Source organism: Streptomyces sp. NPDC091272, assembly GCF_044757485.1.
GTDB lineage: Bacteria > Actinomycetota > Actinomycetes > Streptomycetales > Streptomycetaceae > Streptomyces.
In genome coordinates this window covers 26,210-41,066 of sequence record NZ_JBIVVC010000019.1, presented here as the reverse complement: position 1 = coordinate 41,066, position 14,857 = coordinate 26,210, and the positions used below count along the sequence as shown (strand labels likewise).

The following is a 14,857-nucleotide window of genomic DNA, read 5'->3' as shown; positions in this document are numbered from 1 at the left end:
CGGGACGGGTGGGCAAGGGGGCGGCCCCTCGCGTGGAGCGTGACCCCTCGCGTGCCCCCTTGCGCGATGTTCTCTCCGCGCGGGCGCGTTGTGGCTGGTCGCGCAGTTCCCCGCGCCCCTGGGAGGTGCCCTCTGCGTGTGGGTGCGGATTGTGCGGGCGCGTCGTGGTTGATCGCGCAGTTCCCCGCGCCCCTGTGGGGCGCCCCCGTGCGGGCGCGTTGTGGTTGCTCGCGCAGTTCCCCGCGCCCCTATGGGGGCGCGTCCCTGTGAGCAAGTGGGCCAGAATGGCGGGGTGTTGGTTAACCTTCCCGAGGAGAGTACGAGTTTTGTGGGGCGCCGTGCCGACCTCGGCCGTGTGGACCATGCCCTCGGCGTGCACCGGCTGGTGACCCTCACCGGCCCCGCCGGCGTCGGCAAGTCCCGGCTCGCCCTGCGCGCCGCCCGGCATGCCGCCGCCCGCCACCCCGACGGCGTCCGGTGGGTCGACCTCGCCCCCCTGCGCGACGAGGAACTCCTCGTCGCCGCGGTCTCCGACGCCGTCGACCTCGCCGACCACACCCTGCGGATGCCCGCCGAGGCACTGTGCGAGTGGCTCCAGGGCAAGCACATGCTCATCGTCCTGGACTCCTGCGAGCGCTTCACCGCCCCGGCCGCCCACCTGGTGGCCGAACTCCTCACCACCGTGCCGGAGCTGACGGTGCTCGCCACCAGCAGACACCCCCTGGGCTCCCGGGGCGAGCTGCTGCTCGACGTACCGCCGCTGCCCCTGCACGGTGCGGACGGCGCCGCCGCACTCTTCCGCGACCGGGCGCGCGGGGCGCTCCCCGGGCTCACCCTCGACGACCCCGCCTCCGACGAGGCCGTCGCCGCGGTCTGCGCCCGGCTGGAAGGCATCCCGCTCGCCCTCGAACTGGCCTGCGCCCAGCTGGGCGCAGGAGACCGGGCGGCGCGGACCGTGCAGGACATCGCCGACCGGCTCGGCTCCGGGCCGTCCCCGCGTCTGGACCTCCTCTCCAGGGACGGCACCTGGCCGGAACGCCACCGCGCCCTGCGCACCGCCATCGGCTGGAGCCACGAGCTCTGCACCCCGCCGGAGCGCCTGCTGTGGGCCCGCCTCTCGGTGTTCCGCGGAAGCTTCGCGCAGGCCGAGGCACGGGAGATCTGCGCGGGCGGGCCCCTCGACGGCGACGCCGTGGTCCGCACCCTCCAGGGTCTGGCGAGCAAGTCCGTCGTACGGCAGCCGGCCGGGGGGACGACGTACCGGATGCTCGACACCCTGCGCGAGTACGGAGCGATGTGGCTCGCCGAACTGGGGGAGCGGGACGGGGCCGCCGACCGGCACGCCGCGTACCACGCGGACCTGGTCCGCCGGGCCGACGAGGGCTGGCTCGGCCCCCGGCAGGCCGACTGGTACCGGCGGATCGGCGACTCGTACGACGACCTGTGCGCCGCCCTGGACCACCTGCTGGAGACGGACCCCGAGGCCGCCCTCGAAATGGCCGGCCGGGTCGGCTTCTTCTGGAGCTGCTGCGGCCACCTCCACGAGGGCCGCACCTATCTGACGCGCATCCTGAGTTCGCACAGCGTGCCGGGGCCGCACCGCTCCCGAGCCCTGTGGGCGCTCGGCGTCATCACCGTGCTCCAGGGCGACCACGAGTCCGCCCGCCGGCTCGGGGAACAGTGCGCGGTCGCCGCGTGGCAGGCCAAGAACCCCGAGGACATGCTGTCGGCGGCCTACCTCCTGGGCCTCACGTACCTCATGATGGGCCGCCCGCGCGCCGCCCTCACGGTCGCCGACCGCTCCCTCGCCGCCCGTCCGGGCGAAGCCTTCGACTCCCCGTCCCAGCTGCGCTGCCGTCTCGTGCGGGTGTTCGCCCTCACCGCCATGGACCGGCTCGCGGAGGCCGAGACCGCGGCCGTCGAACTGCGCCGGATCTGCGCCGGGGAGGGCGAGTGCTGGACCCGCGCCTACGCCGACTACCAGCTCTCCCTGATCGCCCTCCTCCAGGACCGGGCGCAGGACGCCGCGGCCTACGCGCGGGCGATGGTCGACGCCAAGTACCGGCTCGGCGACAGCTTCGGCATCGCACTGGGCCTGGACCTGCTCGCCGCCGCGCTCGCCGCCCAGGGCGACGGGGACCGGGCGGCCCGCGTCTTCGGCGCGGGGCACACCTACTGGAGCCAGGTCGGCCACCCGCAGCGCGGCACCCCCGAACTGGCCCCGGTCCGTGCGCAGTGCGAACGGCTGGCCCGCGCCGCGATCGGCGACCCGGCCTTCGAGCGCGCGTACGCCGAAGGCGCCGCCGCCCACCAGGAGTCCGCCCTCGCGCTGGCCCTGCTGGGCCCCCGCCCCTGAACCGGCCAACTCATGGGTGACCATCGGATGAATCGCTCGTTCTGCGTAATGTGCGACGCCCACAGGATGTCATCAGCCGCCCCCGCAAGCCCACCGACGCCACCGTCACGGACAAGGCCCCGCCCGCCGCGGGACCCGTGGACACCGTCGGTGTCGAACAGGCGGAGGCCGCGCTCGTCGAGCACTACCCACGCCTGGTGCGCCTCGCCTACCTGGTGCTGCCGCCGCATCTCGGCCGTAACCGCCGGGTACTGACCGCGCACTCCCTCGTGCAGCGCGCCCTGCCGCGCGGCAGGGGCGGACGGCCCCAGCGGTCCGGCCCCGGCGCTTCGGGCGTTCCGCTGCCCCGGGGCGGCGAGGGCCAGGACGCTCCCGGCGAAGCGTCCACGCGCGAGCGCGCTCACACGTTCGTACGCCGGCAGGTACTGCGCCAGGCACTGGCGGCCGAGCCGCCGCTGCTGCGCGGCAGGTGGCCGAGCCGGGCGCAGTTGCCGCCGCTGCTTCCCCAGGTGTGGGGGCTGCGGCTGTTCCCCAGGTCGGGCGGCGCCGACGAACTCGCCCTCGACCAGCGGCTCGCGGCCCTGAGCGGCGCCGGGCGCGCCGCGTACGTGCTGCGGGGACTTGAGCAGCTGGACGATCCGGCGCTGCGGGAGATCCTCGTGGCCGCAGGGGTGACCGAGCCGGACGCCGCGCTCGCCGAGGCGGACACCGTCCCGCCGTCGCCGCTGTTGGAATCCGCCGAGTTCGACCCGTGCTCGCTGCAGGCCCGCCCCACCGACCTGATGCGCCGCCGCCAGCACACCAGGGCCGCACTGGCGGCCCTGGCGGCGCTCGTGGTGTGCGGGGTACTGCTCGCCACCTCGGGCCAGGACGCCGCGCAGCGGGGCAACCCGGCCGCCGACCTGGCCCTCGACCCCGGCCAGCTCACCCGGGTCGCGCCCGCCGCCTGGCGCACCGCCGACCGCGCCGACTTCTCCGCCTGGCCGGCCCGTGGCAACCTCACCGAGGACCAGGGGCTGTTGCGCCGCGCGCTCGCCGACTGGGCGGCGCCCGGCGAGGCCGCGCGCGTCTCCGCGACCCCCGGCACGCCCACCGGGCCCGCGATGGGACCGCCGCAGCTGCTGTACGCGGGCGAGCTCGACGGCGCACGGATCGTCCTGCTCCACGACGGGCTGCGGCTGGTCAGGTACGCGGAACCGATCGCGGGCGACGACGGGCGGGGCACCGCCCTGGACCTCGCCCGCGTCGACGCCGCCACCGAGGCCACCGCGAACGCGGTCGTTCTCGCCCGTACCGACAGCGAGGTCCGCTACCTCACCGCCCCCTGGGCCGACCAGGTCTCGGTGCGCGACCTCCTCGACCCGGCGGCCGCCCCGCGCACCCTCGCGCGCGACACCGCAGGCGTCACCGCCCCGGTCGCGGCCTCCTCGATGGCCAGGGACTGCCGGACCTGGGACGCCATGGAGGTACGGGACAGCTCCGGCACCCGCACCCTCACCGATCTGGGCGAGCTCGTCCCGGCCCGGCTCACCGCAGGGCCCGCCGAGTCTCCGGCGGACCTCAGGACGGCGTCCGACAGGGCGGGTTGGGCGCGTACCGCCTGCACGCTGCCCACTCTGCGCTCGCGCGGTGTGCGCAGCGTCAACTCCTGGACGTACGCCACCCAGACGCTCCCCGACGCGGGCGGCACCGCGCGCTGGCTGTGCACCAGGGCCGAGACCTGGCGCGGGCCGGGCAGCCGGGTCTTCGCACAGTTCCAGTCGCCCGTCGTGGGCCGGGGCCTGCCCGGTGCGATCGCCGCACGCGCCGAGGACTCGGCCGCCTGCGGGGCCAAGCGGCCCGAGGTCCTGGCCGGGGTGCTCTGGAAGTCGAAGACCCAGAAGTGGTACCTCCTCGCGGCCGGCAACGACAGGCTCACCTCGCTCTCCGCGAGCGGCGGGGTGAACGGCTCGGCGCAGGGCAACCTCCTTGCGCTGCCCGCGCACCAGGGCGACCAGGCGGCCCTGTCGGGCAAGCTCGCGGACGGAACGCGGGTGAATCTGCTGCGCTGAGGAACCAACAGGGGGCCGGAACCGCGCGCGCCACGGGTGCGCCGGTTCCGGTCCCCGGGCCAGCCGCGGCCCGGTCCCGGATCCGCCGCGGCCCGGTCCCAGGTCCGCGGCGGCCCGCCCCCTGGTCCGTCCTCGCGGACAGCGGCAAAGTTTCGGCTGCACAGACCTGTTGCCAAGGTCGTACTCGTCAGTACATTGACGCCATGTCTAATACGCAGCAGGGGCCGGTCCCGGTGGCGTCGGAGCGGACGCCGCTCAAGGCCCGCCGGGTGTCCTTCGACTGGGCGGACACCCCGCTCCACTGGCTTCCGGGCCTGCCCTTCGCCTCCCACACCATCAACGTCCTGCACCTGCTGCTCCCGGCCGGGGAACGCTGGTTCGTGCACGTCTACAAGCAAGCCCTGCCGCTGATCACCGACGACAGGCTCCGCGCGGACGTCATCGGGTTCATCGGCCAGGAGGCCATGCACGCGCAGGCCCACGACGACGTCCTGCCGCACCTCAAGGCGCAGGGCCTCGACCCCACCCCGTACACCGCACAGGTCGACTGGCTCTTCGAGAAGCTCCTCGGGGACCGGACACTGCCGCCCGGCCGGGCCCGCCGGTGGTGGCTGCTCGAACGAATAGCGATCATCGCGGCCATCGAGCACTACACCGCCTTCCTCGGCGACTGGATACTCAACGCCGACGAACTCGACCGGCGCGGCGCCGACCCCACCATGCTCGACCTGCTGCGCTGGCACGGCGCGGAGGAGGTCGAACACCGCTCGGTGGCCTTCGAGTTGTTCCAGCACGTCGACGGCGGCTACCGGCGCAGGGCGCGCACCTGGGCCACCGCCTTCACCGCGCTGGTCTTCCTGTGGCAGCGCGGCTCCCGCTTCTTCATGGCGCACGACCCCAGCCTCGGCGGGGCCGGAAAGGCCACCCTGAAGGAGCTCGTGCGCGGCGGACGGCAGGGCGTGCTGCCCACCACCGGCGCCATCGCGCGGTCCGTCCCGCGCTACCTGAGCCGCCGTTACCACCCCTCCCAGGAGGGCAGCACCGCCCAGGCCGTGGCCTACCTCGCCCAGTCCCCCGCCGCCCTGGCCGCCGAGGCCCGCACCTCCGGAGGTTCCTGAAACCATGCCCCGCGCCCGTACGTACCTGATCGCCACCGGCGTCGCCGCGGCCGCCGTCGTCACCCGGCGCGCCCTGCGCAGCCGGGTCGACCGCTCGCCGCTCTGGCCGCTGCCCGCCATCGACGAGCCCGTGTCGGGGCAGCGGGGGCGGCCGGCCGGCACCCGCGTCCTGGTCAGCGGACGCACCGAACCCGCCGACGGCGTCGTACAGCTGCACCTGGAGGCCATGGACGCGGGCGACCTGCCGCCGTGGGAGCCGGGCGCCCACCTGGACCTGGTCCTCCCCTCGGGTCTGGTCCGCCAGTACTCGCTGTGCGGCGACCCCGCCGACCGCGCCTCGTACACCGTCGCCACCCGCGTCCTGGACCGGGAACAGGGCGGCAGGGGCGGCTCCCGCGAGGTGCACGAGCAGATCCACGAGGGTTCCGAGATCCTGGTCAGGGGGCCGCGCAACCGGTTCGCCCTGATCGAGGCGGCGTCGTACGTCTTCGTCGCGGGCGGCATCGGCATCACCCCCGTACTGCCCATGCTGCGCGCGGTGGAGGCCGCGGGCGCGGACTGGAAACTGCTGTACTGCGGCCGGAGCCGGGCCACGATGCCCTTCCTGGCGGAGGCCCTGGAGCTCGGCGGGCCCGAGCGGGTCACCGTCGTCGCCGAGGACGAGGACGGACTCCCGGACCTGGCCGCGGCGACGGCAGGGGCACCGCGGGGGACGGCCGTCTACGGCTGCGGACCCGAAGGGCTCCTGGGGGCGCTGGAGGCATCACTGCCGGAGCACTGCTCGTTGCACGTCGAGAGGTTCGCGCCGGGCGCGGGCGCCGGTGGCTCCGGCGCCTTCGAGGTGGAGCTGCGGCGCACCGGCACCGCCGTCACCGTGCCCGCGGGAACCTCGATCCTGGCCGCCCTGAAACCGGTCGTCCCGAATCTTTCGTACTCCTGTGAGCAGGGCTTTTGCGGTACCTGCCAACAGCGGGTGATCGAGGGCGGGATCGACCACCGCGACGAGTTGCTGACCGACTCCGAACGGGGTGACTCACTCCTCATCTGTGTGTCAAGGGCGGACGGAGAACGCCTGGTCCTGGACCTTTAGGCAGAGCTGGGGCAGGGGGCCGGCGAAGATCCCGTGCGGCCCCCGGGGGTCCCTCAACGGGTGAACGCCGGTTACGCTGGTGCGATGACGACCGGGGTGCGCCGCAGGATGGGCGTCGAAGAGCGCAGGCAGCAACTGATCGGCGTGGCGCTGGAGTTGTTCAGCCATCGCTCTCCCGACGAGGTCTCCATCGACGAGATAGCCGCCGCCGCGGGCATCTCGCGGCCGCTCGTCTATCACTACTTCCCCGGCAAGCAGAGCCTGTACGAGGCGGCGCTGCGGCGGGCCGCCGACGAACTGGCCGCCCGCTTCCAGGAACCGCACGAGGGCCCGCTCGGCGGGCGCCTGCTGCGGGTGATGGGCCGCTTCTTCGGCTTCGTCGACGAACACGGCCCCGGCTTCTCCGCGTTGATGCGCGGCGGCCCCGCCGTCGGCTCCTCCACGACGAACGCGATGATCGACGAGGTGCGGCAGGCGGCGTACGAGCAGATCCTCGACCACCTCGGCATCGGCGAGCCGCCCGCCCGCCTCGCGCTGGTCGTCCGCTCCTGGGTCTCGCTCGCCGAGTCGACGGCGCTGATCTGGCTGGACGGCCGGGAAATCCCGCGCGGCGAACTGGAGTTGCAGCTCGTCCACGACTTCGCCGCCCTGATGGCGGTCAGCGCGGCCTACGACGCCGGGATGGCGGAGATCGTACTGCGGATCCTGACCGACGAGCCGGCCGACGGGCCCTTCGGGGAACTGGTCGAGCGGCTGGGCACACTGGCCCCGCTGCTGCCGAAGGTGCCGGAGCAGCGCGGATCGGCGGAGTGACCCACCGCCCGCGCTACCTGTAGGTGACGGTCACGTCCTTGAAGCCCAGCGAGTGCAGCAGGCCCTGGAGCATGCTCGTGGTGTTCTTCTCGGCGCGGGCGGTCAGCCCGCTCTCCTTCGCCGCCTCGCCGATGCGCTTGGCGGCCAGCTGGTGGACGGCCTGTTCGTCGTTCGGGTTGTCGGAGAAGAAGTCCCCGAGCCGGTCGAGCAGCCCGCGCTGCTTGGACACGGCGTACGAGCGGTCCGGATCCAGTGCGGGCCTGCCGAGCGTGGCGTGCGGCAGGCGGATCGTGGCGGCGGTTCGGTCCTCGTTGACCGTCACGTCGTCCTTGCCCAGGCGCGCCATCGAGACGCTCCCGCCGACGGTGCCCGCGCCGACGTACAGGGTGCGGCTGCCGCGGATCGCGTCGGGCAGGAACTTGGCGTCCTTCTCCAGGTCCACCACCACCTGGAAGTTGCCCGCCGCCGCCTCGTAACTGCTCATGTCCTGAAGGGACTTGAGGACTGCCGGGCCGGTACGGTCCTTGGTCTCGGTGCCGAAGAGGTCATCGAGCCCCGGGATCAGGAACAGCCGGGTGCCCAGCAGTAGTACGGCGGCCAGCGCGAGCAGCACGCCGGGAATCTTGATCCACAGCGAGACACGGCGGCGGGGCGGCCGGCCGGGGCCGGGCCGGTACCCGTCGTCCTGCTGCTCCGCCGAGCGGTCCTGGCGATCCGTGCGCGCGTCGGTGCGGTCCATACGGACCGGATGCCCCGCGCGGGCCGTGCTCACGCGGCGGCCGGGACACTCCGCGTGATCGACATCGGCGGCCGCGGGTCAGTCCTGGGTGAGGCGCTCGCGGATCCGGGCCACCGCCTCGTCGGAGATGCCGAGCCCGTCCCGTACGTACGCCTCCATCGAGCCGAACTTCTCGTCCACCTCGGCCAGCGCCGTCTCCAGGTACTCCGGTACGACACCGATGACGGCCCGGGCGATCCCCGGGTCGCCGCCCTTCGCGACGAAACCGTCGATGAGCGGCGCGAAGGCGGCGCGCACGGCCGGGTTCACCGACAGGTACTCCTCCTGCACGGTCTGCGCGTCGGCGCCCAGCAGGGTCAGCACGACCGTCGCCGCCCACCCGGTGCGGTCCTTGCCCGCGGTGCAGTGGAACAGCAGCGGTCCGGCGTCGGGCGCCGCCAGCTCGGTCAGGAAGCTGCGGTACGCGGCGACCGCCGAGCCGGACGAGACCAGCGCGCGGTAGGTCTGGGCGAACAGGGACCGGGCCCGGCCGCCGCCCAGGTGCTCCTCGGCGAGCGCCGGGTCGGACAGGATGTGCCCCAGCTGGGCGGCGGCGGGCCTGTCGTCCGAGTCGCCGCGGACGACCGCGGTCCTGATGGTGTCGGCGAGCGCGTCCGCCACGACCAGCCGGACCCCGGCCGGCACCCGGTCCGGGTGGTCGGTCCGCTCGGCCTCGCTGCGGAAGTCCACGATCGTCGCGAGGCCGAGATCCGCCAGGACCGGGTCCGCGGCCGGGTCCATCCGGTCCAGCTGCCCGGCCCGTAGCACCAGCCCGGCGCGTACGGTGCGCCCGCCGGGGAGCGGCAGGCCGCCGAGGTCGCGGAGGTTGGCGACGGTGGTGGACGCGAGTGCGGTCATGGCGGCGGGACTCCTGCGGGCCGGGGGCTGTTCCCCGCCCCGGCACGCTTTCCGCGGGCCGGAGCAGGCTCTTCTTCCGGCCACCGTACGTGCCGCGGGGTCAGGCGGTCCGGCGGGGCCCGCCCGCCGGTGCGCCGCGCCCGGTACCGAGCCCGGCGCCCAGCCCGATGCCCAGGGCCAGTGCCGCGAAGTGCCCCACGTCGGTGAAGGTCGGCCGGTCGCGGCCCAGCAGCGGTCGCGCGCCGAGCACCAGCAGTCCCGCCCGCGCGGCGAGGCGCAGCGGGCCGCGCGGCACGGCGGCCGTGAGCGCGCCGAGGACCGCGTTGAAGCCGTAGCTGGTGCCGACGTCGACGGCCGACCTGGTCGCCGCGTCGGGGCCGGTCGCGCGCAGCCCGCCGTAGACCAGCAGCGAGGCGGCGGTGTGCCCGAGCAGGAACACCCCGGCCGCCCACCAGGCGCCGTACGCGTACTCGGCGTACCCGAGGACGGCGAGCAGCAGCAGTACGTACGGCAGTGGCATCGGCTCCTCGACGACGAGCGCGCTGGTCAGGAGGGTGTCCCAGCGGCCGGCCGCGAGCTGGTCGACATTGGTGGAGCAGTCGCGCAGGAAGTGCCGCAGCTCGCCCTCGGGCAGCTGCCGGTGGGCGGCCAGGGCGCCGAGCTGCACACCGCCGACGTAGACGGGGGCGAGGACGGGAAGGTCCGGGAGGTGCATGGGGGCATGATCGCGCACGGGACGTAACAGACGTGTCAGATCTGTCGGTTCACCCCCGCGGCGGCGCGGCGGCGCGCCACGATGGGCGGATGCGCGAGCGAGTGACGGCGGTGGGTACGGCGGCCCTTCTGGCGGCGGTGGCGATGGGCGTGGCGGGCTGCGGAAGCCCGCAGGGGCCGCCAAAGGAGGCGTCCGGGTCCCTGGAGGAGCTGGCGGCGAAGGCGGGCTGCGTACCGGAGATCGGCACCGAGGCCGCCGAGATCCGACAGGCGAACTGCCGTACTGCAAACGGGAGTTATGTGCTGGCGACGTTCGCCACCGACCGTGGGCGACAGGAGTGGCTCGACGGCGCGGACGACTACGGCGGCAGCTATCTGCTCGGCCGCAGGTGGGTCGTGACGGGCGACGAAACGGTGGTCGCGGAGCTGCGCGGCAGGCTCGGCGGAACGGTGACGTCCGGCGTGCGTCACCCGGGCGGCGGACAGGGACACCCGGGCGGGCACGGAAGCTGACCACGGCGCCGGCGGGCGGCGGGCGTCGGCTCGGGAGGGGGCACGGCGAGGCGGCGGGCCTGGGCGGCGGTCGTCCGGTCGGGGGTGGCTAGGCGGGCCTGGGCGGCGGTCGTCGGCCCGGGACGGCCGCCACCGTGAGCGGCGGCCGTCCGGTCGGGGGCGGTCACCGGCAGCGGCGCCCGGCGTTGATGCAGTCGACCATTCGCCGCATCAGCCTCTCCTCGAAGACATTGATGAAGTCCCCGTGGTCGGTCTCCGGCTTGTGCAGCTGCTCGGGGAACGAGTCGACCGCGAAACCGGGGCCCGGCGGCACCGCGTACACCACGCGCTGCACGAGCTGCGGGATCAGCCGGAAGCCGAGGTCGCAGGTCCCGTTCGCGCGGGCGAAGGCGACATGGGTGCGGTGGTTGGCGCTGTCGGCGTTCTTGCCGTCCCAGCAGCTCTGGAACTTGAAGGTGCGCACCACCCGGCTGCCGCGCGGACAGATCGGGTACTTCTTCTTCAGCTGCCGGTTCTCGAAACCGGTGCAGCTCCAGGACGCGTTGGCGTTCGCGTCACCGTTGGTGAAGGCCTTCGCGTCGCCCGTGATGATCCGCAGGAACCGCGGCATCGCGGTGACCCGGCCGGTCGGACTGCCGACGAAATCCAGGGTGACCTGCGACGGGGTCTGGATCTCGCCGGTGTTCCCGTCCTTGCCTCCGCCGTCCGCCTGCACGTCGTCCTCCGCCTTGCCGTTCTGCAGTCGCAGCACCGGCCAGTAGTACGTGGACCTGTCGCCCTGGTTCCGGCAACTGGTGGTACCGGCGGCGAGCGTGCCGTCGCTCGCGAAGGCGTCGGTGGCCTGGTTGCCGACGTAGTCGTGCATGTGGTGCGCGCCGTTGCTCACGCCGGGCGCGACGATGACGTTGTCGGGGTTGAACTTGCCGTTCTTGTTGCGGCCGCACTCGGTGGTGAAGGTGCCGCGCGAGGCGGTGCGCCGGTTCTGGACACGCGGGGCGTCGGGACGCACGGAGCGGATGTCGACGAAATCGGCGGGCGAGGGGCCGTTGCCCTGCCGGTCACCGTCCTGCCCCTGGTCGCGGTCTGGTCCCTGGCCTCCGTCCTGCCCCTGGCCTCCGTCCCGCTCCAGGTCACCGTCCTGCCCCCGGTCGCGGTCCTGTCCCAGCTCGGCGGTCCGCAGCGTGCACGGGGCCAGGGCGTCGAGTCCCTGCGGGCGCTCGCCCTCCGGTTGCCGTTCCACGGCGTCGCCGATCCGGCCCAGGGACGCGGCCCGCTCGTCCTTCAGCGGTCCGAGCGTCGCCTCCCGGTCTGCGGACGCGCCCGGCGTGTCCGCGAGCTTGCGGTACGCCTCGGTGATCTGGCTGTCCATCGCCGCCAGCTCCCGGTCGACCTCCTGCCGCGCCCCCCGCGGTACGTCGGGCAGCGCGCCCGCCGCGTCGGGACAGCCGATGGTCTCCGTGCGCGGCGCCACGGGTAAGGCCGTCCGGGCGGGCGGATCCTCCCCGGCCGAGGCGTGCACGTTCAGGGCGACCATCGTGCCCCCGCCGAGAATCAGCGCGGCGGTGGCGGCGATCGTCCTGTTCGCCAATTTCGAACGCTTGTGTTGCATGTGGAGCCTTCGCTTTCTTTCGGGCGAAGACCCATACGTGCGCGGGCACCGCAGCGTTCAGCCCTTCCCCGCCCGCCCCAAGGTTCGTAGCAAGCCACAGGTGCGCGCGGGGCACGCTCAGGCCTTCAGCGCCTGCTGGTAGAGGGCGCGTGCCGGCGCCCCGAACAGCGCGGCCGTGGACTCGGCGTCGGTGTCGCCGCCGCTCAGCACGCCGATGAGCCTGCCCGGCCGGTCCGGACCCCGGTAGCCGGTGAGCCAGGGGCTGCCGCTGGTGCCGTTCCAGAAGCCCGCGCAGCGCATCTGCACCATGCCGGGCAGCTCCTCGTCGAGCATGCTGTTGGTCGTACAGGTGACCGGTCTGTTGTCCGGGTTGTGGCCGGGCTCGGGATAGCCGATCACCGTGACCTGGCGCTGCGGCTGCGACTCCCAGTCGAGCCCGGCGGCGCCCACGACCTCCTGGACGTCACGGCCCTGCGCGTCGGGCTCCAGCGTCAGGAAGGCGAAGTCGTACGGGTCGTCCTCCTGCTCCTGCCAGCGGTCGTCGACCTGCACGGACCGCACCCGCCATGCGCCGTAGGGCTGCTTGCCCTTGCCGGAACCGGAGAAACCGGGGGCGAAGGAGATCTCCCGCTTGGCCGTGCCCTCCTCCTCGTGCACGCAGTGTGCTGCCGTGACCGCGACGTTCCCCTTGGGGCTGTCCACCACGCTCGCCGTGCACCAGTGGTCGTCGCCCTCCACCAGCACCCCGATGAACGGCGGGTAGTCGATCACGGCGGCCGACTTCTGCGGTGTCGGCGAGACCCCTGGATCCAGCCGGGGCGCGGACGCCACCGGCCCGCCGCACGCGGTGGCCGACAACAGTGCCAGGAGGCCGGCCGTGGCCACGGACCCCCGCATCCACCGGTCACGCACGTCGGACAGCCCCTCTCAACCGAATCCCGCAGCGAACAGGTCACGCACAGGTCACGCCGCCCAGGTTATGCACGGGATGGCCGATTGTCGCCCCTATCCGCTACCGGTCGAGGTACGCGAGCACCGCGAGGACCCGCCGGTTGTCGTCGTCCGAGACCGGCAGGTCCAGCTTCCCGAAGATGTTGGACGTGTGCTTCGCCACCGCCCGTTCCGTGACGAAGAGCTGCGCCGCGATGGCGGTGTTGGAGCGGCCCTGCGCCATCAGCTCCATCACCTCCTTCTCCCGCGGGGTGAGCTGTCCGATCGGCCTGTCCTGCGCCCGCCGGGACAGCAGCTGCGAGATGACCTGGGGGTCCATCGCGGTGCCGCCGCCCGCCACCCGCCGTACCGCGTCGACGAACTGCTCGGCGTCGAACACCCGGTCCTTGAGCAGATAGCCGATGCCCCCGGCGCCGTCGGCGAGCAGCTCGCGCGCGTACAACTGCTCGACGTGCTGCGACAGTACGAGGACGGGCAGCCCGGGTCTCGCCCGGCGGGCGGCCAGCGCGCACTGCAGGCCCTCGTCGGTGTGGGACGGCGGGAGCCGGACGTCGACGACGGCGACGTCCGGCTCCAACTCGGCGAAGGCCCGGGTGAGTTCGGGCCCGGTCTCGACGGCGGCCAGGACCTCGAAGCCGAACGCTTCGAGCATCCTGACCAGACCGTCGCGCAGCAGGAAGAGGTCTTCGGCTAGAAGGACGCGCAAGGAATCTCCATGGTCACCATGGTGGGACCGCCCGCGGGACTGCTGACGGCCAGAACACCGTCGAATGTACCGAGCCTGCGTTCGATCCCGCTCAGTCCCGAGCCGCCGCCGACCCTTGCCCCGCCCTGCCCGTTGTCGGTGACCGACACCCGGATCACGCCGTCGGCTCCGGTGCCCGCGTGGTGCAGGTCGATCCAGACGCGGTCGGCGCCCGAGTGCTTGACCGCGTTGGTGAGCACCTCGCTGACCGCGAAGTACGCGGCGGACTCCACCGCCGCCTCCGCGCGGCCCGGCAGGTCCACGGCCACCTCGGTCTCCACCGGCAGCCGCAGCGCCAACGCCCTTACCGCGTCCCCGAGTCCACGCTCGGCGAGCACCGGCGGGTGGATGCCGCGGACCAGGTCGCGCAGCTCGGTCAGGGCCTCGGCCGACGACGCGCGGGCCGTGGCGATCAGCTTCTTCGCCTGCGCGGGGTCCTTGTCGACAAGGGCCTCGATGGTGCCCAGATCCATGCCCATGGCGACCAGCCGGGCCTGGGCCCCGTCGTGCAGGTCCCGCTCGATGCGGCGCAGTTCGGCGGCGGAGGTGTCCAGGGCGTCGTGCCGGGTCTCGGTCAGCTTCTCGACGCGCCGGGTGAGCGAGTCCTCCCTCGTCGGGTCGAGGAAGTACTTGGCGAGACGGAAGTGGGCCTGCAGGAGGGTGGTGTTGTACCGCAGGCCGAGCGCGAGGATGACGAGGCCCAGGGCGAGGGCGAGGAACCCGGTGAACTGGCTGTGCACCGGAATGAAGAGGTACCAGTCCGCGCCTCCGTGCTCGAACACCCGCCACAGGCCCGCCGCGAGCACGAGCCCGTAGAGCCAGTACAGGAGAGTGAGCCCGGGCAGGAGCGCGGTGGCGAATCCGGCGCCCATGTCGATGAGCAGCCACTCCAGGTCCCGCCAGGTCGCCGGGTCCTTGAGCATCAGCGTGGTCCGTTCCACCGCGCCCGTCACACCGGTGCGCGCGTCGGCGGGCGCCGGCCGGTAGGGGATCGCGATCCGCACGTCCGACCAGGTGCCGGCCAGCAGCCGTCGTCTGTTCGCCCAGGTGCGGACCGCCCCCAGCACGTGCGGCGTGGTGAGGACACCGATGCCGAGCCCGATGAAGCTGATCGAGAGGATCGCCAGGGTGAAGAGGGCGATCGAGGTGCCGAGCGTGACGGTGGCCAGACCGAGGCCCCGGAACCCCGCTCGGACCGACGCGCGTATCTTCGTGGCATTCATGGTGATGGGTCCCCCTCAGTCCGCGCCCCGTGCGCCGA

13 protein-coding genes are annotated in these 14,857 nt (G+C 73.5%); 6 read left to right on the top strand and 7 right to left on the bottom strand.

Annotated features, from left to right (window positions below; genetic code table 11):
* The first annotated feature begins 250 nt into the window (after positions 1-250).
* The 5 genes from ACIQM4_RS33700 (at position 251) to ACIQM4_RS33680 (ending at position 7,428) form a co-directional block, all read left to right on the top strand.
* Positions 251-2,356: an ATP-binding protein gene (locus ACIQM4_RS33700; RefSeq protein WP_401599251.1), complete on the top strand. Its 2,106-nt coding sequence runs from the start codon at positions 251-253 to the stop codon at positions 2,354-2,356.
* 50 nt (positions 2,357-2,406) lie between these two features.
* Positions 2,407-4,407, top strand: a complete 2,001-nt coding sequence (locus tag ACIQM4_RS33695) for a hypothetical protein (RefSeq protein ID WP_401599249.1) — start codon at positions 2,407-2,409, stop codon at positions 4,405-4,407.
* A gap of 203 nt (positions 4,408-4,610) precedes the next feature.
* A complete protein-coding gene (locus tag ACIQM4_RS33690) occupies positions 4,611-5,525 on the top strand; it encodes a metal-dependent hydrolase (RefSeq protein ID WP_401599247.1) in 915 nt (304 codons plus the stop codon).
* A 4-nt stretch (positions 5,526-5,529) separates the two neighbouring features.
* Positions 5,530-6,615 (top strand): PDR/VanB family oxidoreductase, encoded by a 1,086-nt coding sequence (locus tag ACIQM4_RS33685; protein WP_401599245.1) that lies wholly within the window; start codon positions 5,530-5,532, stop codon positions 6,613-6,615.
* 84 nt (positions 6,616-6,699) lie between these two features.
* On the top strand, positions 6,700-7,428 hold the full coding sequence (locus tag ACIQM4_RS33680; RefSeq protein ID WP_401599244.1) for a TetR/AcrR family transcriptional regulator: 729 nt from the start codon (positions 6,700-6,702) through the stop codon (positions 7,426-7,428).
* A 13-nt stretch (positions 7,429-7,441) separates the two neighbouring features.
* On the opposite strand, the gene ACIQM4_RS33675 is transcribed toward ACIQM4_RS33680, so the two are convergent.
* From ACIQM4_RS33675 to ACIQM4_RS33665, 3 genes are all read right to left on the bottom strand, one after another.
* Positions 7,442-8,167: a DUF4230 domain-containing protein gene (locus ACIQM4_RS33675; protein WP_401599242.1), complete on the bottom strand. Its 726-nt coding sequence runs from the start codon at positions 8,165-8,167 to the stop codon at positions 7,442-7,444.
* A 78-nt stretch (positions 8,168-8,245) separates the two neighbouring features.
* Positions 8,246-9,064 (bottom strand): tyrosine-protein phosphatase, encoded by an 819-nt coding sequence (locus ACIQM4_RS33670; protein WP_401599240.1) that lies wholly within the window; start codon positions 9,062-9,064, stop codon positions 8,246-8,248.
* A 100-nt stretch (positions 9,065-9,164) separates the two neighbouring features.
* Entirely contained in the window at positions 9,165-9,779 is a 615-nt protein-coding gene (locus ACIQM4_RS33665) for a rhomboid-like protein (protein ID WP_401599238.1), read from the bottom strand.
* Positions 9,780-9,868: 89 nt separating this feature from the next.
* Between ACIQM4_RS33665 and ACIQM4_RS33660 the strand changes: the two genes are divergently transcribed.
* Positions 9,869-10,291: a hypothetical protein gene (locus tag ACIQM4_RS33660; RefSeq protein WP_401599237.1), complete on the top strand. Its 423-nt coding sequence runs from the start codon at positions 9,869-9,871 to the stop codon at positions 10,289-10,291.
* A gap of 163 nt (positions 10,292-10,454) precedes the next feature.
* On the opposite strand, the gene ACIQM4_RS33655 is transcribed toward ACIQM4_RS33660, so the two are convergent.
* The 4 genes from ACIQM4_RS33655 to ACIQM4_RS33640 form a co-directional block, all read right to left on the bottom strand.
* Entirely contained in the window at positions 10,455-11,900 is a 1,446-nt protein-coding gene (locus tag ACIQM4_RS33655; protein WP_401599235.1) for a DUF1996 domain-containing protein, read from the bottom strand.
* 117 nt (positions 11,901-12,017) lie between these two features.
* Positions 12,018-12,785 (bottom strand): trypsin-like serine peptidase, encoded by a 768-nt coding sequence (locus ACIQM4_RS33650; RefSeq protein WP_401599233.1) that lies wholly within the window; start codon positions 12,783-12,785, stop codon positions 12,018-12,020.
* 127 nt (positions 12,786-12,912) lie between these two features.
* On the bottom strand, positions 12,913-13,557 hold the full coding sequence (locus ACIQM4_RS33645; protein ID WP_401599231.1) for a LuxR C-terminal-related transcriptional regulator: 645 nt from the start codon (positions 13,555-13,557) through the stop codon (positions 12,913-12,915).
* Positions 13,542-14,819, bottom strand: a complete 1,278-nt coding sequence (locus ACIQM4_RS33640) for a sensor histidine kinase (protein WP_401599230.1) — start codon at positions 14,817-14,819, stop codon at positions 13,542-13,544. Before ACIQM4_RS33640 ends, ACIQM4_RS33645 begins: the two co-directional genes overlap by 16 nt.
* Positions 14,820-14,857 lie beyond the last annotated feature (38 nt).

What these genes read in the sequence shown, in the direction of transcription:
- ACIQM4_RS33690 (WP_401599247.1), top strand. Translation starts at nt 4,611, where the DNA reads ATGTCTAATACGCAGCAGGGGCCGGTCCCGGTGGCGTCGGAGCGGACG.
- ACIQM4_RS33670 (WP_401599240.1), bottom strand. Translation starts at nt 9,064, where the DNA reads ATGACCGCACTCGCGTCCACCACCGTCGCCAACCTCCGCGACCTCGGC.
- ACIQM4_RS33680 (WP_401599244.1), top strand. Translation starts at nt 6,700, where the DNA reads ATGACGACCGGGGTGCGCCGCAGGATGGGCGTCGAAGAGCGCAGGCAG.
- ACIQM4_RS33685 (WP_401599245.1), top strand. Translation starts at nt 5,530, where the DNA reads ATGCCCCGCGCCCGTACGTACCTGATCGCCACCGGCGTCGCCGCGGCC.
- ACIQM4_RS33700 (WP_401599251.1), top strand. Translation starts at nt 251, where the DNA reads ATGGGGGCGCGTCCCTGTGAGCAAGTGGGCCAGAATGGCGGGGTGTTG.
- ACIQM4_RS33660 (WP_401599237.1), top strand. Translation starts at nt 9,869, where the DNA reads ATGCGCGAGCGAGTGACGGCGGTGGGTACGGCGGCCCTTCTGGCGGCG.
- ACIQM4_RS33675 (WP_401599242.1), bottom strand. Translation starts at nt 8,167, where the DNA reads ATGGACCGCACCGACGCGCGCACGGATCGCCAGGACCGCTCGGCGGAG.
- ACIQM4_RS33665 (WP_401599238.1), bottom strand. Translation starts at nt 9,779, where the DNA reads ATGCACCTCCCGGACCTTCCCGTCCTCGCCCCCGTCTACGTCGGCGGT.
- ACIQM4_RS33640 (WP_401599230.1), bottom strand. Translation starts at nt 14,819, where the DNA reads ATGAATGCCACGAAGATACGCGCGTCGGTCCGAGCGGGGTTCCGGGGC.
- ACIQM4_RS33655 (WP_401599235.1), bottom strand. Translation starts at nt 11,900, where the DNA reads ATGCAACACAAGCGTTCGAAATTGGCGAACAGGACGATCGCCGCCACC.